Here is a 14,453-nt window from a genome sequence, read left to right on the forward strand (position 1 = left end):
AATGGCAGGGAGACGGAAGCGGATCGGCCTGCGGGCAGCGACCCTCGCGGTCCTTGCCGCACTGGTCCTCGGCGCCGCGGCGAGCCGGGCCTTGGGGCAAAGCGGGGCGCGGGGCGCCGGCGCGGAAGGCGATGACCCGCTTCAGGCGGAGGCGGCGCTTGCGGCGTCCATCAACGAGTTCCGGGCGGGCAACGGTCTCGCCACCCTGCATATCGACGACCGGCTCGCCCGCGCCTCCCGCCGGCACGCCGCGAACATGGCGGGGCAGGGAACCCTGAGCCACGTGCTGGACGGGCAGGGCCCGGGTGAGCGCGCCCTGGCGGAGGGTTTCGCGGGCCCGGTCGCCGAGAACATCGCGGCGGGGGACGAGGGCACGGCGCCGGCGTTCTTCGATCTCTGGGCTTCATCGGAGCTGCACCGTGCCAACATGCTCGGGACGGCGTGCCGCGAGCTGGGCGTCGGTTGCGCGCGTGGCGTGGACGGCCGACTGTATTGCGCGGCCATGTTCGGTGGGGCGCGCTGAGGGCCGGGGCGCTGGGGATAGAGGTTCGTTTCGGAGCTGAGGGCGCCCCTGAACCCAGAATGCGGTTCCGATGTGCTATCAATGAGTTGAGGGAACCTTGATGAGGAACTTGAGCATCGGCGCGGCACCGCACCGGAGCGGGACGGAGGTCGTCGAATGAGCCACGGCGATTCGCACCCGGCTCCGGTGGCGGCAGGCAAGAGCAGCTTCGACCTGATAGACGCGCGGGAGTTCTTCGCGCGGATCGGCCTGCGCGAGGGCGACCGCGTCGCGGACCTGGCCTGCGGCGTCGGCCGCTACAGCGTGGAGATCGCGAAGGCGGTCGGCGCGCGCGGCGTGGTCTACGCCGTGGATCTGTGGGACGAAGGGCTCGAGACCCTGCGGCGCCGGACGGTCGGGGAGGGGATCGGCAACGTCCGCCCTCTGCGCGGCGACATCACGGAGCGCATTCCGCTCGACGACGGCTCGGTGGATATCTGCCTCATGGCGACGGTGCTCCACGATCTTCCCCCGGAGCGGCGGGGCCGGGCCCTGTCGGAGGCCGCGCGGATCCTCCGGCCCGGAGGCACCCTCGTGCTGGTCGAGTTCAAGAAGGTCGATCGGGGGCCGGGGCCGCCGCAGCGCGTGCGCATCTCCGAAGACGAGGCGCAGGCCATGCTCGCGACTCCCGCCTTGTCGGCGGACTACGTCGGCAGCCTCGGCGAGTTCACCTACCTGCTGACGGCGCGCAAGGCCGCCGCACCGGGCTAGCGGCGGCGACCTCGCTCACGCCGCGTCCTCGAACTGCCTCCTGATCGCCTCCAGCCGCTCGCGGTAGGCGGCGGCGTCGCCGTAGTCCACGAAGTGGCGCGAGCGCGAGTTGCGCGCGCCCTTGCCCGCGGCATGCTTGATCGGGCACCAGTACTGCTCGGTGCGCGCGCCGATCTCGGTGGCGTAGGACGCCAGGCCGTTGAAGTAGCTGCAGTAGTCGCAGTTGAGCCGCTCGACGACGTTGAGGTACTTCAGGTAGTGGCGGTCAAGGATGAAGTGGTCCCGCCGCCGCACCCGCGGGATGCCGTAGGCCCGGAAGCAGATCTGCTGGTAGATAGTGATCGCCAGGTCGAAGAGCGCCGCGGGGACGATCATCGTGTAGATCACGGGCGCCGTCAGCACCGTCAGCAGTCGCGCCCTGAACAGGTACTCGATGACGGAGCCGGCGTACTTGCGGTGCAGCTCCGCCAGCTCGCGCTCGAAGATCACCTTGCGGCGGACGATGCGGTAGCGGAACTGCTCCTGCCGCCGCTCGAGCTCCTCCTGGACGTGAGCCTCGAGGGCGCGGATCTCCTCGAGCAGTTCGTCGAGACGTGTGGGCATTGTGTCGCCTCCGTGGGGGGGGGATGGTTCGTCGGGCTCGATCTATATTACCAGCATGTCCACGAAGCGCAGCGCCGGCATCCTGATGTACCGCCGCGCCGGCGGTGCCCTGGAGGTGTTCCTGGCGCACCCGGGCGGGCCGTTCTGGGAGGGGAAGGACGACGGGGCGTGGTCCATCCCCAAGGGCGAGTACGAGGAAGGCGAGGAGGCGCTGGCCGCCGCGCGCCGGGAATTCCAGGAAGAGACGGGCTTCCCCGTGGACGGAGCGTTCATCCCGCTCTCCCCCGTGCGCCAGCCCAGCGGCAAGCTCGTCAGCGCCTGGGCGGTCGAGGGGGACTGCGACCCGTCGCTGCTCACGAGCAATACCTTCACGATGGAGTGGCCGCCGCGCTCCGGCAGGCAGGCGGAGTTCCCGGAGGTCGACCGCGGCGCGTGGTTCGGCGTCGCCGAGGCGCGGCGGAAGATCATGAAGGGCCAGCTGCCGCTGCTCGAGGAGCTGTGCCGGCTGCTTGGGGGGTGCTGAGATGCCCGTCTCGAACGCCGAGATCGCCGCGATGTTCGCGCAGATCGCCGACCTCCTCGAGATCCAGGGGGAGAACCCCTTCCGCGTGCGCGCCTACCGCGCAGCCGCCCGCACCGTCGGGGACCTCGCCCGCGGCGCGGCGCAGATGGTCGGCGACGGCGAGGACCTGGCGGAGCTGCCCGGCATCGGCAAGGACCTGGCCGGCAAGATCCGGGAGGCCGTGGAACGCGGCACGATCGGCCTGCTGGAGGAGCTGCGCCGCACGATGCCCGGCGAGCTGGGGCGGCTGCTCGAGGTCGCGGGACTCGGGCCCAAGCGCGTCCAGGTGCTCTGGAAGCAGCTGGGCATCACGACGCTCGCCGAGCTGGAGGCGGCGGCGAAGGCCGGGAAGATCCGGGAGCTGCCCGGCCTCGGCGAGAAGACCGAGAGCGCCATCGTCAAGGACCTCGGGCGCGTGGCGGCGTCCGCCGGGCGCACGCTGCGGCCGGTCGCGGACGAGGCCGCGGAACTGCTGCTGCGCCACCTGCGGGGCGCGCGCGGCGTCGCGTGCGTGGAGGTCGCGGGGAGCTTCCGGCGCGGCAAGGAGACCGTGGGCGACCTGGACGTGCTGGCCTCGGGCTCGGACCCGGCGGCGCTGATCGAGCGCTTCGCCGCGTACGACGGGCTGGAGCGGGTCACGGCGCGCGGCGAGAGCAAGGCGTCGGCGCGGCTGCGCTCGGGCCTGCAGGTCGATCTGCGCGTCATCCCGAAGGAGAGCTACGGCGCGGCGCTGCACTATTTCACGGGCTCGAAGGCGCACAACATCGCGGTGCGCACGCTCGGCGTGAAGAAGGGGCTCAAGATCAACGAGTACGGCGTCTTCCGCGGCACCCGGCGCATCGGCGGCGCGGAGGAGCTGGACGTCTTCCGCGCGGTCGGCCTGCCGCTTATCCCGCCGGAGCTGCGCGAGGACCGGGGCGAGATCGCGGCGGCGCGCGGCGGGACGCTGCCGAAGCTCGTGGAGCTGCGGCAGATCCGCGGCGACCTGCACGCGCACACCAGCCGCACGGACGGGCGGGCGACGCTCGAGGAGATGGCCGCGGCCGCCCGCTCGCGCGGCTACGAGTACCTGGCGATCACCGAGCACTCGCGGCGCATCACGATGTCGCGCGGCCTGGACGCGGCGGCGCTGCGCCGGCGCAACCGCGAGATCGACGCGCTCAACGCGCGGCTGGAGCGGTTCACCGTCCTCAAGGGGATCGAGGTCGACATCCTCGAGGACGGCTCGCTCGACCTGCCCGACGCGGTGCTGGCGGAGCTGGACGTCGTCGTGGCGGCGGTGCACTCGTACTTCAACCTGCCGCAGAGGAAGCAGACCGAGCGGATCGTGCGCGCGCTCGACAACCCGCACGTGCACATCCTGGCGCACCCCAGCGGGCGGATCATCAACGAGCGCGACGCCTACGAGCTCGACCTGGAGCGGGTCATCGAGGCGGCGGCCGAGCGCGGGCGCATCCTCGAGCTCGACGCCCACCCGCAGCGCCTCGACCTGGACGACGTGCACTGCCGGCTGGCGAAGGAGCGCGCCGTGAAGGTCGCGATCTCGACGGACGCGCACGCGGTCGAGCACCTGGACTTCATGCGCTACGGCGTCGGGCAGGCGCGCCGCGGGTGGCTGGAGGCGGCGGACGTCGCCAACACGCTGGGCCTGGCGGCGCTGAGGCGGCTGCTCAAGGGTGCGTAACGCCCGGGGCGCCGTTGCCGTGCCCGGCGTCCTTGACAGGCCGGCGCCGATGCGCCGAGAATTCCAGCGGCTTGTCCACGCGAGCCCGGAGGGGAGCGCTCTTGACCGCACGCCACGGCCGTTTCTGTCCGCACGGTGCGCTGCGACGCGCGCGCGTCGCCTTCGGGGCCGTCGCGCTGCCCGCCCTCGTGCTCGTCCTCCCGGCGGTGCTGCTCCTCCTGGCGGCCCGGCCCGCCGCCGCCGCGCGTGAGGTCCGGGTCGGCGTCTACGAGAACGCGCCGAAGATCTTCACGGACAAGGACGGAAGGCCCGCCGGGATCTTCGCCGACGTCCTCGAGCAGATCGCCCGCACCGAGGGCTGGGAGCTGCGCTACGTCTCCGGCACCTGGGCGGAGGGACTGCAGCGCCTTGCACACGGACAGATCGACCTCATGCCGGACGTGGCCTACACGGCCGAGCGCGAGCAGACCTACGCCTTCCACCGGACCCCCGTCCTCACCGCCTGGTCGCAGGTGTACGCCCGCCGGGGCAGCGGCATCCAGTCGGTGCTCGACCTCAACGGCAAGCGCGTCGCCGCGCTGGAGCAGACGATCCAGCTCGAGACCTTCCGGCGGCTGGCCAACGGCTTCGAGCTGAAGCTGACGCTGGTGCCCGTCCCGGACTACGAGACGGAGTTCGGGATGATCGCCTCGGGCACGGTCGACGCGGGCCTGACCAACCGCTTCTACGGGCTGATGAACGCGCGGCGGTTCGGCCTCGAGGACACCCCGATCATGTTCGACCCGGCGCCGTTCTTCTTCGCGGCGCCGCGGGGCGCCTCCCAGGACCTGCTGGATGCGATCGACCGCCGCCTCGCGACCATGAAGGCGGACCAGGGCTCGGCCTACTACGCGTCGCTCAGGCGCTGGACGTCGGAGGAGGTGCAGTTCAAGGTGCCGGCCTGGCTGCGCACCCTCGGTCTCGCGGCGGGCTTCGGCGTCGCGTTCGTGCTCGCGCTCGTGATCCGCAGCCAGCGCGCCGCCCAGACGGCGCTGCGCAAGGAGAAGGCGTTCGCGGACACGATCATCGACAGCGTGCCGGGGGCGTTCTACGTGGTCGACGGCGCCGGGAGGCTCGTCCGCTGGAACCGGCACCTGGCGAGGTTCAACGACCTGTCGGCCGGCCAGTTGCAGGGGATGGACGGGCTGCGCCACATCCGCGCCGAGGACCGCGCGATCATCCAGCATTCGATCAAGGACGCCCTCGAGGCCGGCGAGGCGATGTCGGAGGCCTGGCTCACCACGCGGGACGGGGAGCGCGCGTTCCTCTTCACGGGCCGGCGGATCGACGGCGCGGACGGCCCGCTGGTCGTCGGCAGCGCGATCGACATCACCTCGCGCAAGCAGGCCGAGCAGGAGCTGGTGCGGTACAAGGAGCACCTCGAGGAACTGGTGGCCACGCGCACCGCGAGCCTCCAGGAGAGCAACGCGAAGCTGCAGGACGAGGTCGGCAAGCGCGCCGCCGTGGAGCGCGAGCTGCGCGGGGCGCTCGACGACCTGGAGGTGGCCAAGGAGCAGGCGGAGGCGGCGGACCGCCTCAAGTCCGCCTTCCTGGCCACGATGTCCCACGAGCTGCGCACGCCGCTGAACTCGATCATCGGCTTCACGGGCATCCTGCGGCAGGGGCTGGCCGGGCCGCTGAGCGACGAGCAGCGCAAGCAGCTCGGGATGGTCCAGGCCAGCGCAGACCATCTCCTGGCGCTGATCAACGACGTGCTCGACCTCTCGAAGATCGAGGCCGGCCAGCTCCACGTGACGGCCGCGCCCTTCGACCTGCAGGCGTCGGTGCTGCGGGTGGTGAACACCGTCCGGCCGCTCGCGGATCGCAAGGGCCTGGAGCTGCGCGTCACGATCGGCGAGGGCGTCGACGGCATGGTCGGGGACCAGCGGCGCGTGGAGCAGGTGCTGCTCAACCTGCTGAGCAACGCCGTCAAGTACACGGAGACCGGCCGGGTGGCGGTGGACTGCTCGGTGGCCGACGGCGTCGTGCGCACCACGGTCACCGACACCGGAATCGGGATCGCCGCCGCCGACATGGCCAAGCTCTTCCAGCCGTTCCAGCAGCTGGAGACCGGGCTGACGCGGCGCTACGAGGGGACGGGGCTGGGCCTGTCGATCTGCAAGCGGCTGGTCGAGCTGCTGGGCGGGCGCATCGCGGCGACCAGCGAGCCAGGCGCGGGGAGCGCGTTCACGTTCACCCTGCCGCTCGGGGGAAGGAGATCGTGAACAGGACGGTTGTGTACATCGAAGACAACGAGCAGAATCTGTACCTCGTGACGTACATCCTCGAGCACAGCGGCTACCGGGTGGTCGGCGCGCGCGATGGCCGCGAGGGGATTGCGGCCGCGCGCAGCGAGCGGCCGGCGCTCGTGCTGCTCGACATCCAGCTCCCGGTGATGGACGGGTACGCCGTCGCGCGCAAGCTGCGCGAGTGCCCGGAGCTCGCGGCCGTGCCGATCGTCGCGCTGACCTCGTACGCGATGGCCGGGGACCGGGAGCGGGCCCTCGCGGCAGGGTGCACGGGGTACATCGAGAAGCCGATCAACCCCGAGACCTTCCTCGCGCAGATCGAGCGGCACCTCGGGCAGGCGGGCGCGGCGGCGGGGGCGGCGCCGTGACCCGCGTCCTGGTCGTCGACGACGTCGCCGAGAACCGCTATCTGCTCGAGACGCTGCTGCGCGGGAGCGGGTACGAGGTCACGGCCGCCGCCAACGGCGCCGAGGCGCTGGAGATCGCCCGGCGGGACCCGCCGGACCTCGTCGTGACCGACATCCTGATGCCGGTCATGGACGGCTTCGCGCTCTGCCGCGAGTGGAAGACCGACGAGCGGCTCAAGGGGATCCCCTTCGTGTTCTACACGGCGACCTACACCGAGCCCAAGGACGAGCAGTTCGCGCTGAGCCTGGGCGCGGAGCGCTTCTTCGTCAAGCCGCAGCGCCCGGACGAGCTGCTGCGGCTGCTCCAGGAGGTGCTCGACGCCGCCGCCGCGGGCCGGCTGGCGCTCAGCGGCAAGGCGCCGCCGCCCGGCCCCGAGTTCCTCGAGGACCACAACGCCGCGCTGATCCGCAAGCTCGAGAAGAAGATGGCCCAGCTCCAGGAGGCCAACGCCGCGCTGGAGCGGGAGATCGTCGAGCGCAAGCGCGTCGAGGCCGAGCTGACGTACCGCAACACCGTCCTCACGACCCAGCAGGAGGCGTCGCTCGACGGGATCCTGGTGGTCGACGAGGCGGGCCGGCTCGTCTCCTGGAACAGCCGCTTCCTCGAGATGTGGGGGATCCCGCCCGAGGTCGTCGCGCTGCGGTCGGAGGAGCGGGCGCTGGCCTGCGCCCTCGACAAGGTCGTGGACCCCGGCGGCTTCATGACGCGGATCCGGCACCTGTACCAGCATCCGGAGCTGCGCAGCCGCGAGCTGATCGAGGTCAAGGGCAACCGCCTGTTCGACCGCTACTCGGCGCCGATCCTCGACGCTAAGGGCGCCGGTCGCGGGCGGGTCTGGTACTTCCGGGACGTGACCGAGCAGCGCAAGCTGGAGGAGCAGCTGCGCCAGGCCCAGAAGATGGAGGCGGTCGGCGCGCTCGCGGGCGGCATCGCCCACGACTTCAACAACATCCTCTCGGCGATCAGCGGCTACAGCAGCCTCCTGCAGATGAAGCTCGAGCCCGGCGACGAGCGGCTGCAGATGGTCGACGAGATCCTCGCGGCGTCGGAGAAGGCGGCGGGGCTGACGCGCAGCATGCTCGCCTTCAGCCGCAAGCAGCCGATGGACCTGCGCCCGGTCGACGTCAACGAGATGATCCGCGCGATCCAGAAGCTGCTGGAGCGGCTCATCGGCGAGGACATCGAGTTCACCGTCACCGGCTCGCCGGAGACGCTGATCGTGCAGTCCGATGTCGGGCAGCTCGAGCACGTGCTGATCAACCTGATCACCAACGCCCGCGACGCGATGCGCCACGGCGGGCGCCTGACCATCGGCACCGCGCCGTTCGTGCTCGCGGCGGACCAGGACGGCCTCAAGGCGGGGACGTACGCGCTGATCACCGTCTCGGACACCGGGTGCGGCATCCCCCGCGAGATCCAGCAGCACATCTTCGAGCCCTTCTTCACGACGAAGGAGGTCGGCAAGGGCACCGGTCTCGGCCTGGCCATGGCCTACGCCATCGTCAAGAGGCACCGCGGGGCGATCCGCCTCTACAGCGAGCCGGGCGAGGGGACGACGTTCAGGATCTACCTGCCGGTCGTGGCGGCCGCGGTCCCCGAGGCCGCCACGCCCGCGCCCATCGTGCTGCCGACCGGGCACGAGACGATCCTGCTCGTGGAGGACAACGAGGGCGTGCGGCAGGCGACGCGGACCATGCTCAGGGAGTTCGGGTACGCCGTCCTGGAGGCCGTTGACGGCGAGGACGCGCTGCGCGTCTTCCGCGGGAACGAGGACCGCATCGCGCTGGTGCTCTGCGACCTGATCATGCCCCGTCGCAACGGCCGGGAGACCGTCGAGGAGCTGCGCCGGATCCGGCCGGGCCTCAGGGCGATCTTCACGAGCGGCTACACGCCCGACGTCATCGCCCAGAAGGGGCTGCTGGCGGAGGGGAGCCCCTTCCTCTCCAAGCCGGTGAGCATGATCGACCTCATCCGGAAAATCCGGGACGTCCTGGACGCGCCGTAGCCGCGATGGAGACGGCCTACGGCGGCCTGGCGGCGCACTACGCGCTCCTGTTTCCGCTGAACGAGCGGCAGCGGGAGTTCTTCGCATGCCTGCTCGAGGCGGAGCCGGTCGCGTCGGTGCTCGACGTGGGCTGCGGCACCGGCGAGCACCTCGCCTGGTTCTCGGAGCGCGGGGTGCGCGGCTGGGGGCTCGAGCCCGACGGGGCCATGGTCCGCGAGCTGCGCCGCCGCGCATGGCGGGGGACGGTCCCGACGCTCGTGCAGGCGGGCGCCGAGGCGCTGCCGGACGCGATCGGGGAGCCGGTGGACCTCGTGCTGTGCCTCGGGAACACGCTGCCGCACCTGCGGGGCGGCGAGGCGATCCGGGAGGCTCTGCGCCGCATGGCCGGGGCGCTCGCCCCCGGCGGCCGCCTCGTCGTCCAGACGGTGAACTTCGACAAGGTGCTGGCGGCGGGCGCGTCGTCGTTCCCGGTCATCGAGCGCGCGCTGCCGGACGGCGGGCGCGTCTCGCTGCACCGCCGGTACGATCTCGGCGGGCTGCCGGAGCGCGTGCTGTTCGAGACGCGTCTCGTGACCCCGGCGGGGGAGCACGAGGCGGCCTGGCCGCTGGTGCCGCTGCGGCGCGAGGAGCTCGTCGGCTTCGCCGGGGAGGCCGGGCTCGGGCGCATCGAGCTGTTCGGCGACTACACCCGCGTCCCCTTCGGCGCCGACTCGCCGGCGCTGATCCTCGTCGGACGGAGGGCATAGCCGGGCCTGTCCGCGGCGGCGCGGCGCCCGGCGCGGGCGTTCGGCGCCGCGCGGACCTACATTGGGGTGCGTGGCGATCGGCCGGGGCGCCCCCGGCGAGGAGGGCGGCGATGAGCGGACTGGCGTACCACGGGCACTACATCCACCTGATCCCCGAGGCGGACAAGGACCGCTGGGTGGCGCGGGTGATCGTGGAGGTGCACGCGAAGGGGCAGACCGAGCGCATCTACTACCGCGACCACACGCAGTCGTACGCGACGCAGGCGGAGGCCGAGGAGGCCGCCGTGGAGTTCGGCAAGCGCATGGTCGAGAACTTCACCGTCCCGGCGTACGGCGAGGGCGACTACGCCGGCTAGCGGCGCCGCGGGGGCGGTTGAGGCCCCGGAGAGGAGGCGGTGATGAGCGCACCGATGCCGGCGCTGTTCGTCGGCCACGGCAACCCGATGAACGCGATCGGGAGCAACGAGTGGACGCGTGGGTGGGCGGCCATCGGCGCCTCGCTGCCGCGGCCGCGAGCCGTCCTCGCCGTGTCGGCGCACTGGTACCTGGACGAGACCGCCGTGACGGCGATGCCGGCGCCGCGGACGATCCACGACTTCGCGGGCTTCCCGCCGGAGCTGTCGGCCGTGCGCTACGCGGCGCCCGGGGACCCCGACCTCGCGGAGCGCGTGGCGGGCCTGCTCGCGCCCACGCCCGTGCGCCGCGACCGCGCGTGGGGGCTCGACCACGGGACCTGGGCGGTGCTCGTCCACATCTTTCCGCGCGCCGACGTCCCGGTCGTGCAGCTCGCCATCGACGCGACGAAGCCGCCCGAGTTCCACCGCGCGCTCGGGTGGCGGCTGGCGTCGCTGCGCGACGAGGGGGTCCTCGTGCTCGCGAGCGGCAACCTCGTGCACAACCTGCACGCCTACGCCTGGGGCCAGCGCGCGGCGCGCCCGTACGACTGGGCGCTGCGGTTCGAGCAGACCGCCCGGGAGCTGCTGGTCGCGGGCCACGACGAGCCGCTCGTCGCCTACGAGGAGCTGGGCGAGGACGCGTTGCTGAGCGTGCCGACCCCCGATCACTACCTGCCGCTGCTCTACGTGCTCGGTCTGCGCCGGCGCGGCGATGCGGTGAGCTTCCCGGTCGAGGGGATCGACGGCGGCTCGGTGTCGATGCTGGCGGTGCGGCTCGGCTGACGGCGAAGGCTCCGCGAGCCCGGCGCGCGGCAGCTGTCCGCGGGGGGTGGCGGCGCCGGCCGCGGGGCGGCTATGATGGCGGCCGGACCCAACGGGAGGGAGCGCCGCCATGGAGTCGCGAGTCCAGTACGAAGCCGACGGCGACCTCGTCGTCATCACCCTGAACCGGCCGGAGCGCCGCAACGCGATCGACGCCGCCGCGACCGCGCAGCTGCGGGACGCGCTGGACCGCCTCGAGGGCGACGAGCGCGCCCGGGTGGGCATCCTCACCGGCGCCGGCGACCGCGCCTTCTGCGCCGGGATGGACCTCAAGGCCTTCGCCGCGGGGGAGGGGCCGGCGATCGTGGAGGGCCGCGGCGGCTTCGCCGGCTTCACGGCCTACCAGCGGACGAAGCCGGTCATCGCCGCGGTCAACGGCGCCGCGCTCGGCGGCGGCTGCGAGATCGTCCTCGCCTGCGACCTCGTCGTGGCCGCGGAGACGGCGGTCCTCGGCCTCCCCGAGGTCAAGCGCGGCCTCTTCGCCTCCTCGGGCGGCGCGCTGCGCCTGCCCCTGATGATCCCGCGGGTCCGCGCGCTGGAGCTGCTGCTCACCGGGGACGCGATCGACGCCGCCGCGGCGCTGTCGCTCGGGCTGGTCAACCGCGTCGTGCCGGCGGCGCGCGTGCTGGAGGAGGCCAGGGCGCTCGGGCGGCGCATCAGCGCGAACGCGCCGCTCTCGGTGCGCGCGACGCTCGCGGTGGCTCGCGCGGCCTGCGGGCCGACCGAGGCGCACTGGAGCGTCACCAACTCGGAATGGTACGGCATCGTGAACAGCGAGGACGCCCGCGAGGGACCGGCGGCGTTCGCGGAGAAGCGCCCGCCGCGCTGGCAGGGGCGTTAGTCCGCGCGGACGCGCGGACCAGCAAAGCAGACGTGGTGCATCCGCACGCCCGCGCGGGTCGTTTGCTGGCGGCGCATTTGACTTTCCCGCGGCGCGACGTATCTTTACCCGGCTTGCACGCCCCGCGGGGCCGGCGTTCCGGGGGCCCCGCCGGGTTTCGTTTGCCCCGGAGCAGAGCGGAGCACAGCGTGAAGATTGCGGACAACCAGTTCGTCTCGATCGACTACCGCCTGACCCTGGAGTCGGGGGAGGAGGTCGATCGCTCCCCGGAGGGGTGCCCCCTGGGGTTCGTCACGGGCACGGGCAGCATCATTCCCGGCCTCGAGGACGCCCTCATGGGCCGGGAGGCCGGCGAGGCCTTCCGGGTGACCGTCGAGCCCGAGCAGGCGTACGGGCCGGTGCAGCAGGAGCTCTTGCAGATCATCCCGCGTGAGCGGTTCCCGGCAGGGGTGGAGATCGCCCCGGGGATGGAGTTCCAGGCGCGGGGACCGCGCGGCCCGATCGCGCTGAAGGTCACCTCGGTCGCCGCCGACGCCATCACGGTCGACCTGAACCACCCGCTGGCCGGCAAGCGGCTGATCTTCGACGTGACGGTCGCGGAGGTGCGCGAGCCGCGCGAGGAGGAGCTGCCGCAGTTCACGGGCGGAGGCTGCGCGTGCGGCCCGGCCGAGCAGAGCGCCTGCGGCTGCGGGCCCGATGGCGCCGGAGGAGGCTGCGGGTCCTCCTCCTCCGGCGGCGGTTGCGGCTGCGGCTAGGCTACGGCTTGCCGCCGGCGCCGTGGCCCGGGGGCATGGCGGGCGTCCCGGCGGGGGCGGGCGGCTCGATGCCGAGCAGCTCGACCTCGAAGAGGAGCGCGGCGCCGCCCTTGATCTTCGGGGGTGACCCCCGGTCGCCGTAGGCGATGGCCGAGGGGCAGACCAGCTTGGCCTTCCCGCCGACCTTCATCTTCTGCACGCCCTCGGTCCAGCAGGGGATGACGCGGTTGAGCGGGAAGGTCGCCGGCTGGCCGCGCTCCACGGAGCTGTCGAAGGTCGAGCCGTCGCGCAGCGTGCCGACGTAGTGCACCTTGACGGAGTCGGTCGCCTTCGGGGACTCGCCCGTCCCCTCCTGGACCGGGATGTAGACCAGGCCGGAGGCGAGCTTCTCGGCGCCCTTCTCCTTGCCCATCTTCTCGACGAACTTCTCGGCCTCCTTCTTCTCGCCCTCCGCGACGGCCTGTGCCCGCGCCTGCGCGAGCTGCTGGATCTTCTGGCGGTAGGTCATCGGGTCGAACTGCCCCTTGCCGGCCAGCCCGTCCCTGATGCCGGCGACGACCAGGTCCAGCTCCGCGGCCGAGAGCGTGAACTGCTCGAGGTTCTGCGCGACGGCCATGCCGAGCGCGTAGGCCGTCTTCTGGTCGTCGGTCTCCAGCGCCGGGGTCGCCGCCCGCGACGGCGCCGCGAGCGCCAGCGAGAGCGCCAACGCCACCAAAGCACTTCTTCGCATCGTGTACCTCCTGGGTGATGGGTTTCGTGGTTGGCTGCGACAATATACAACCGCCGGCCGCCCGCGTAAAGACGGCCGGCCGGGCGCCGGCACCGGCGCGGGACCGGTCGCTTGACGGGCGCGCGGCGCGTCGGGAGAATGCCGCGGATGATCGCCGTCGCGCTCGGGTACCTCGCCATCGGCGCCGCGGCCGGCGTCCTCGCGGGGCTGCTCGGCGTGGGGGGCGGGCTGATCATCGTGCCGCTGCTGGCCGCCTCGTTCGCGCGGCAGGGGCTGCCGGCGGACAGCCTGATGCACCTGGCGCTGGGCACTTCGCTCGCGAGCATCGTCTTCACCTCGATCTCGAGCTTCCGCGCGCACCACCGGCGCGGCGCGGTCGACTGGGGCATCGTGCGGCGCATCACGCCGGGCATCCTCGCGGGGACATTCGGCGGCTCGTGGGTCGCCGCGCGGCTCTCGACGCGGCCGCTGACCTGGGTGTTCACGGTCTTCCTCTTCTCGGTCTCCATCCAGATGTTCCTCGACCGCAAGCCGCGCCCGACGCGCGAGATTCCCTGCGCGGCGGGCACCAGCGCCGTCGGCGCGCTCATCGGCGTGATCTCGAGCCTCGTCGGCATCGGCGGCGGCTCGCTCTCGGTGCCGTTCATGGCCTGGTGCAACGTCCCGGTGCACCGCGCGATCGGCACGTCGGCGGCCATCGGCTTCCCGATCGCCGTGGCCGGCGCGGCCGGCTACGTCCTCAACGGCCTTCGCGCCCAGGGGCTGCCGCCCCACACCCTCGGCTTCGTGCACCTGCCCGCCCTGGCGGGCGTCGTCGCCGCGAGCGTGGCCACGGCGCCGCTGGGCGCACGGCTCGCCCACAGCCTGCCCGTGCCGCGCCTCAAGCGGGCCTTCGCGGCGCTGCTGCTGGTGATGGGCGTCAAGATGCTCGTCGGGCTGCTCGGCCGCTGACGGCGTCCGCCGGGAGCGGGGGGGCGCTGCCCGCCACAGCGGGTCCCGAGGACGGCGGAAGACCTCATGACCGCTCAAAGTGTGATAGTATTCGAAGAGTTATGGAAGTGACCCCGTCCCAGCTGGTCGCCCTCCTGCGCGAGGGGACGGCACCCCGAAAGGCGCGCGCGGCGATCGCCCGCGGGACGCTGCCCCTGCCGCCCGCGCCGCTGCTCGAGTCGCTGGACATCCTCGCCGACGACCCGGAGCCGGAGATCCAGGCGCAGGCCGTCGCTTCGCTCGGGCAGCTTCCCGCGGCCGTCGTGCGCGCGGTGGCCTCCGCGCCGGGGGCGGCGCCGACGCTGCTCGCGCGCCTCGCCGAGCGCTACGCCGGCCGCGAGGAGGTCGCGC

Annotated in this window: 16 protein-coding genes; 14 read left to right on the forward strand and 2 right to left on the reverse strand. The window is 72.6% G+C overall.

Annotated features, from left to right (window positions below):
• Position 1 precedes the first annotated feature (1 nt).
• On the forward strand, positions 2 to 523 hold the full coding sequence (locus VI078_01110) for a CAP domain-containing protein (GenBank protein HEY5997889.1): 522 nt from the start codon (positions 2 to 4) through the stop codon (positions 521 to 523).
• A 156-nt stretch (positions 524 to 679) separates the two neighbouring features.
• Positions 680 to 1,273 carry a methyltransferase domain-containing protein gene (locus VI078_01115; protein HEY5997890.1) on the forward strand — a complete coding sequence of 198 codons (594 nt, stop codon included), beginning with the start codon at positions 680 to 682 and terminating at the stop codon, positions 1,271 to 1,273.
• Between the two features lie 15 nt (positions 1,274 to 1,288).
• On the opposite strand, the gene VI078_01120 is transcribed toward VI078_01115, so the two are convergent.
• Positions 1,289 to 1,876 (reverse strand): hypothetical protein, encoded by a 588-nt coding sequence (locus tag VI078_01120; protein ID HEY5997891.1) that lies wholly within the window; start codon positions 1,874 to 1,876, stop codon positions 1,289 to 1,291.
• A 55-nt stretch (positions 1,877 to 1,931) separates the two neighbouring features.
• Here VI078_01120 and VI078_01125 point away from each other — a divergent pair, with 55 nt between their 5' ends.
• The 10 genes from VI078_01125 (at position 1,932) to VI078_01170 (ending at position 12,382) form a co-directional block, all read left to right on the forward strand.
• Positions 1,932 to 2,399 carry an NUDIX domain-containing protein gene (locus VI078_01125; GenBank protein ID HEY5997892.1) on the forward strand — a complete coding sequence of 156 codons (468 nt, stop codon included), beginning with the start codon at positions 1,932 to 1,934 and terminating at the stop codon, positions 2,397 to 2,399.
• A 1-nt stretch (position 2,400) separates the two neighbouring features.
• Positions 2,401 to 4,122 carry a DNA polymerase/3'-5' exonuclease PolX gene (gene polX / locus VI078_01130; protein HEY5997893.1) on the forward strand — a complete coding sequence of 574 codons (1,722 nt, stop codon included), beginning with the start codon at positions 2,401 to 2,403 and terminating at the stop codon, positions 4,120 to 4,122.
• 101 nt (positions 4,123 to 4,223) lie between these two features.
• Positions 4,224 to 6,386: an ATP-binding protein gene (locus tag VI078_01135; protein HEY5997894.1), complete on the forward strand. Its 2,163-nt coding sequence runs from the start codon at positions 4,224 to 4,226 to the stop codon at positions 6,384 to 6,386.
• Positions 6,383 to 6,778 carry a response regulator gene (locus VI078_01140; protein ID HEY5997895.1) on the forward strand — a complete coding sequence of 132 codons (396 nt, stop codon included), beginning with the start codon at positions 6,383 to 6,385 and terminating at the stop codon, positions 6,776 to 6,778. Before VI078_01135 ends, VI078_01140 begins: the two co-directional genes overlap by 4 nt.
• Positions 6,775 to 8,823, forward strand: a complete 2,049-nt coding sequence (locus VI078_01145; protein ID HEY5997896.1) for a response regulator — start codon at positions 6,775 to 6,777, stop codon at positions 8,821 to 8,823. The genes VI078_01140 and VI078_01145 overlap by 4 nt, the downstream gene beginning before the upstream one ends.
• Before the next feature lie 5 nt (positions 8,824 to 8,828).
• Positions 8,829 to 9,569: a class I SAM-dependent methyltransferase gene (locus tag VI078_01150; GenBank protein ID HEY5997897.1), complete on the forward strand. Its 741-nt coding sequence runs from the start codon at positions 8,829 to 8,831 to the stop codon at positions 9,567 to 9,569.
• A gap of 110 nt (positions 9,570 to 9,679) precedes the next feature.
• Positions 9,680 to 9,925 carry a hypothetical protein gene (locus VI078_01155; protein HEY5997898.1) on the forward strand — a complete coding sequence of 82 codons (246 nt, stop codon included), beginning with the start codon at positions 9,680 to 9,682 and terminating at the stop codon, positions 9,923 to 9,925.
• A gap of 42 nt (positions 9,926 to 9,967) precedes the next feature.
• A complete protein-coding gene (ygiD, locus tag VI078_01160; protein ID HEY5997899.1) occupies positions 9,968 to 10,747 on the forward strand; it encodes a 4,5-DOPA dioxygenase extradiol in 780 nt (259 codons plus the stop codon).
• Between the two features lie 109 nt (positions 10,748 to 10,856).
• Positions 10,857 to 11,627, forward strand: a complete 771-nt coding sequence (locus tag VI078_01165; GenBank protein HEY5997900.1) for a crotonase/enoyl-CoA hydratase family protein — start codon at positions 10,857 to 10,859, stop codon at positions 11,625 to 11,627.
• Between the two features lie 188 nt (positions 11,628 to 11,815).
• The gene (locus tag VI078_01170; protein ID HEY5997901.1) at positions 11,816 to 12,382 is read left to right on the forward strand and encodes a peptidylprolyl isomerase; all 567 of its coding nucleotides are present in this window, start codon (positions 11,816 to 11,818) and stop codon (positions 12,380 to 12,382) included.
• A 1-nt stretch (position 12,383) separates the two neighbouring features.
• Here VI078_01170 and VI078_01175 read toward each other — a convergent pair whose 3' ends face one another.
• Positions 12,384 to 13,112: an FKBP-type peptidyl-prolyl cis-trans isomerase gene (locus VI078_01175; protein ID HEY5997902.1), complete on the reverse strand. Its 729-nt coding sequence runs from the start codon at positions 13,110 to 13,112 to the stop codon at positions 12,384 to 12,386.
• A 147-nt stretch (positions 13,113 to 13,259) separates the two neighbouring features.
• On the opposite strand from VI078_01175, the gene VI078_01180 reads away from it, so the two are divergent.
• Together VI078_01180 and VI078_01185 are read left to right on the forward strand one after the other, a co-directional pair.
• Positions 13,260 to 14,063, forward strand: coding sequence for a sulfite exporter TauE/SafE family protein (locus VI078_01180; protein HEY5997903.1), 804 nt, complete (start codon positions 13,260 to 13,262; stop codon positions 14,061 to 14,063).
• A gap of 101 nt (positions 14,064 to 14,164) precedes the next feature.
• The coding region (locus VI078_01185) for a hypothetical protein (GenBank protein HEY5997904.1) at positions 14,165 to 14,453 on the forward strand (289 nt) is incomplete at its 3' end.

Source organism: bacterium (assembly GCA_036524115.1).
Taxonomy (GTDB): domain Bacteria; phylum JAUVQV01; class JAUVQV01; order JAUVQV01; family DATDCY01; genus DATDCY01.

Bases quoted from the DNA above. Each gene is read 5' to 3' on its own strand.
- VI078_01175 (HEY5997902.1), bottom strand. From the start codon at position 13,112: ATGCGAAGAAGTGCTTTGGTGGCGTTGGCGCTCTCGCTGGCGCTCGCG.
- VI078_01165 (HEY5997900.1), top strand. From the start codon at position 10,857: ATGGAGTCGCGAGTCCAGTACGAAGCCGACGGCGACCTCGTCGTCATC.
- VI078_01110 (HEY5997889.1), top strand. From the start codon at position 2: ATGGCAGGGAGACGGAAGCGGATCGGCCTGCGGGCAGCGACCCTCGCG.
- VI078_01155 (HEY5997898.1), top strand. From the start codon at position 9,680: ATGAGCGGACTGGCGTACCACGGGCACTACATCCACCTGATCCCCGAG.
- polX (HEY5997893.1), top strand. From the start codon at position 2,401: ATGCCCGTCTCGAACGCCGAGATCGCCGCGATGTTCGCGCAGATCGCC.
- VI078_01115 (HEY5997890.1), top strand. From the start codon at position 680: ATGAGCCACGGCGATTCGCACCCGGCTCCGGTGGCGGCAGGCAAGAGC.
- VI078_01150 (HEY5997897.1), top strand. From the start codon at position 8,829: ATGGAGACGGCCTACGGCGGCCTGGCGGCGCACTACGCGCTCCTGTTT.
- ygiD (HEY5997899.1), top strand. From the start codon at position 9,968: ATGAGCGCACCGATGCCGGCGCTGTTCGTCGGCCACGGCAACCCGATG.
- VI078_01125 (HEY5997892.1), top strand. From the start codon at position 1,932: ATGTCCACGAAGCGCAGCGCCGGCATCCTGATGTACCGCCGCGCCGGC.
- VI078_01180 (HEY5997903.1), top strand. From the start codon at position 13,260: ATGATCGCCGTCGCGCTCGGGTACCTCGCCATCGGCGCCGCGGCCGGC.
- VI078_01120 (HEY5997891.1), bottom strand. From the start codon at position 1,876: ATGCCCACACGTCTCGACGAACTGCTCGAGGAGATCCGCGCCCTCGAG.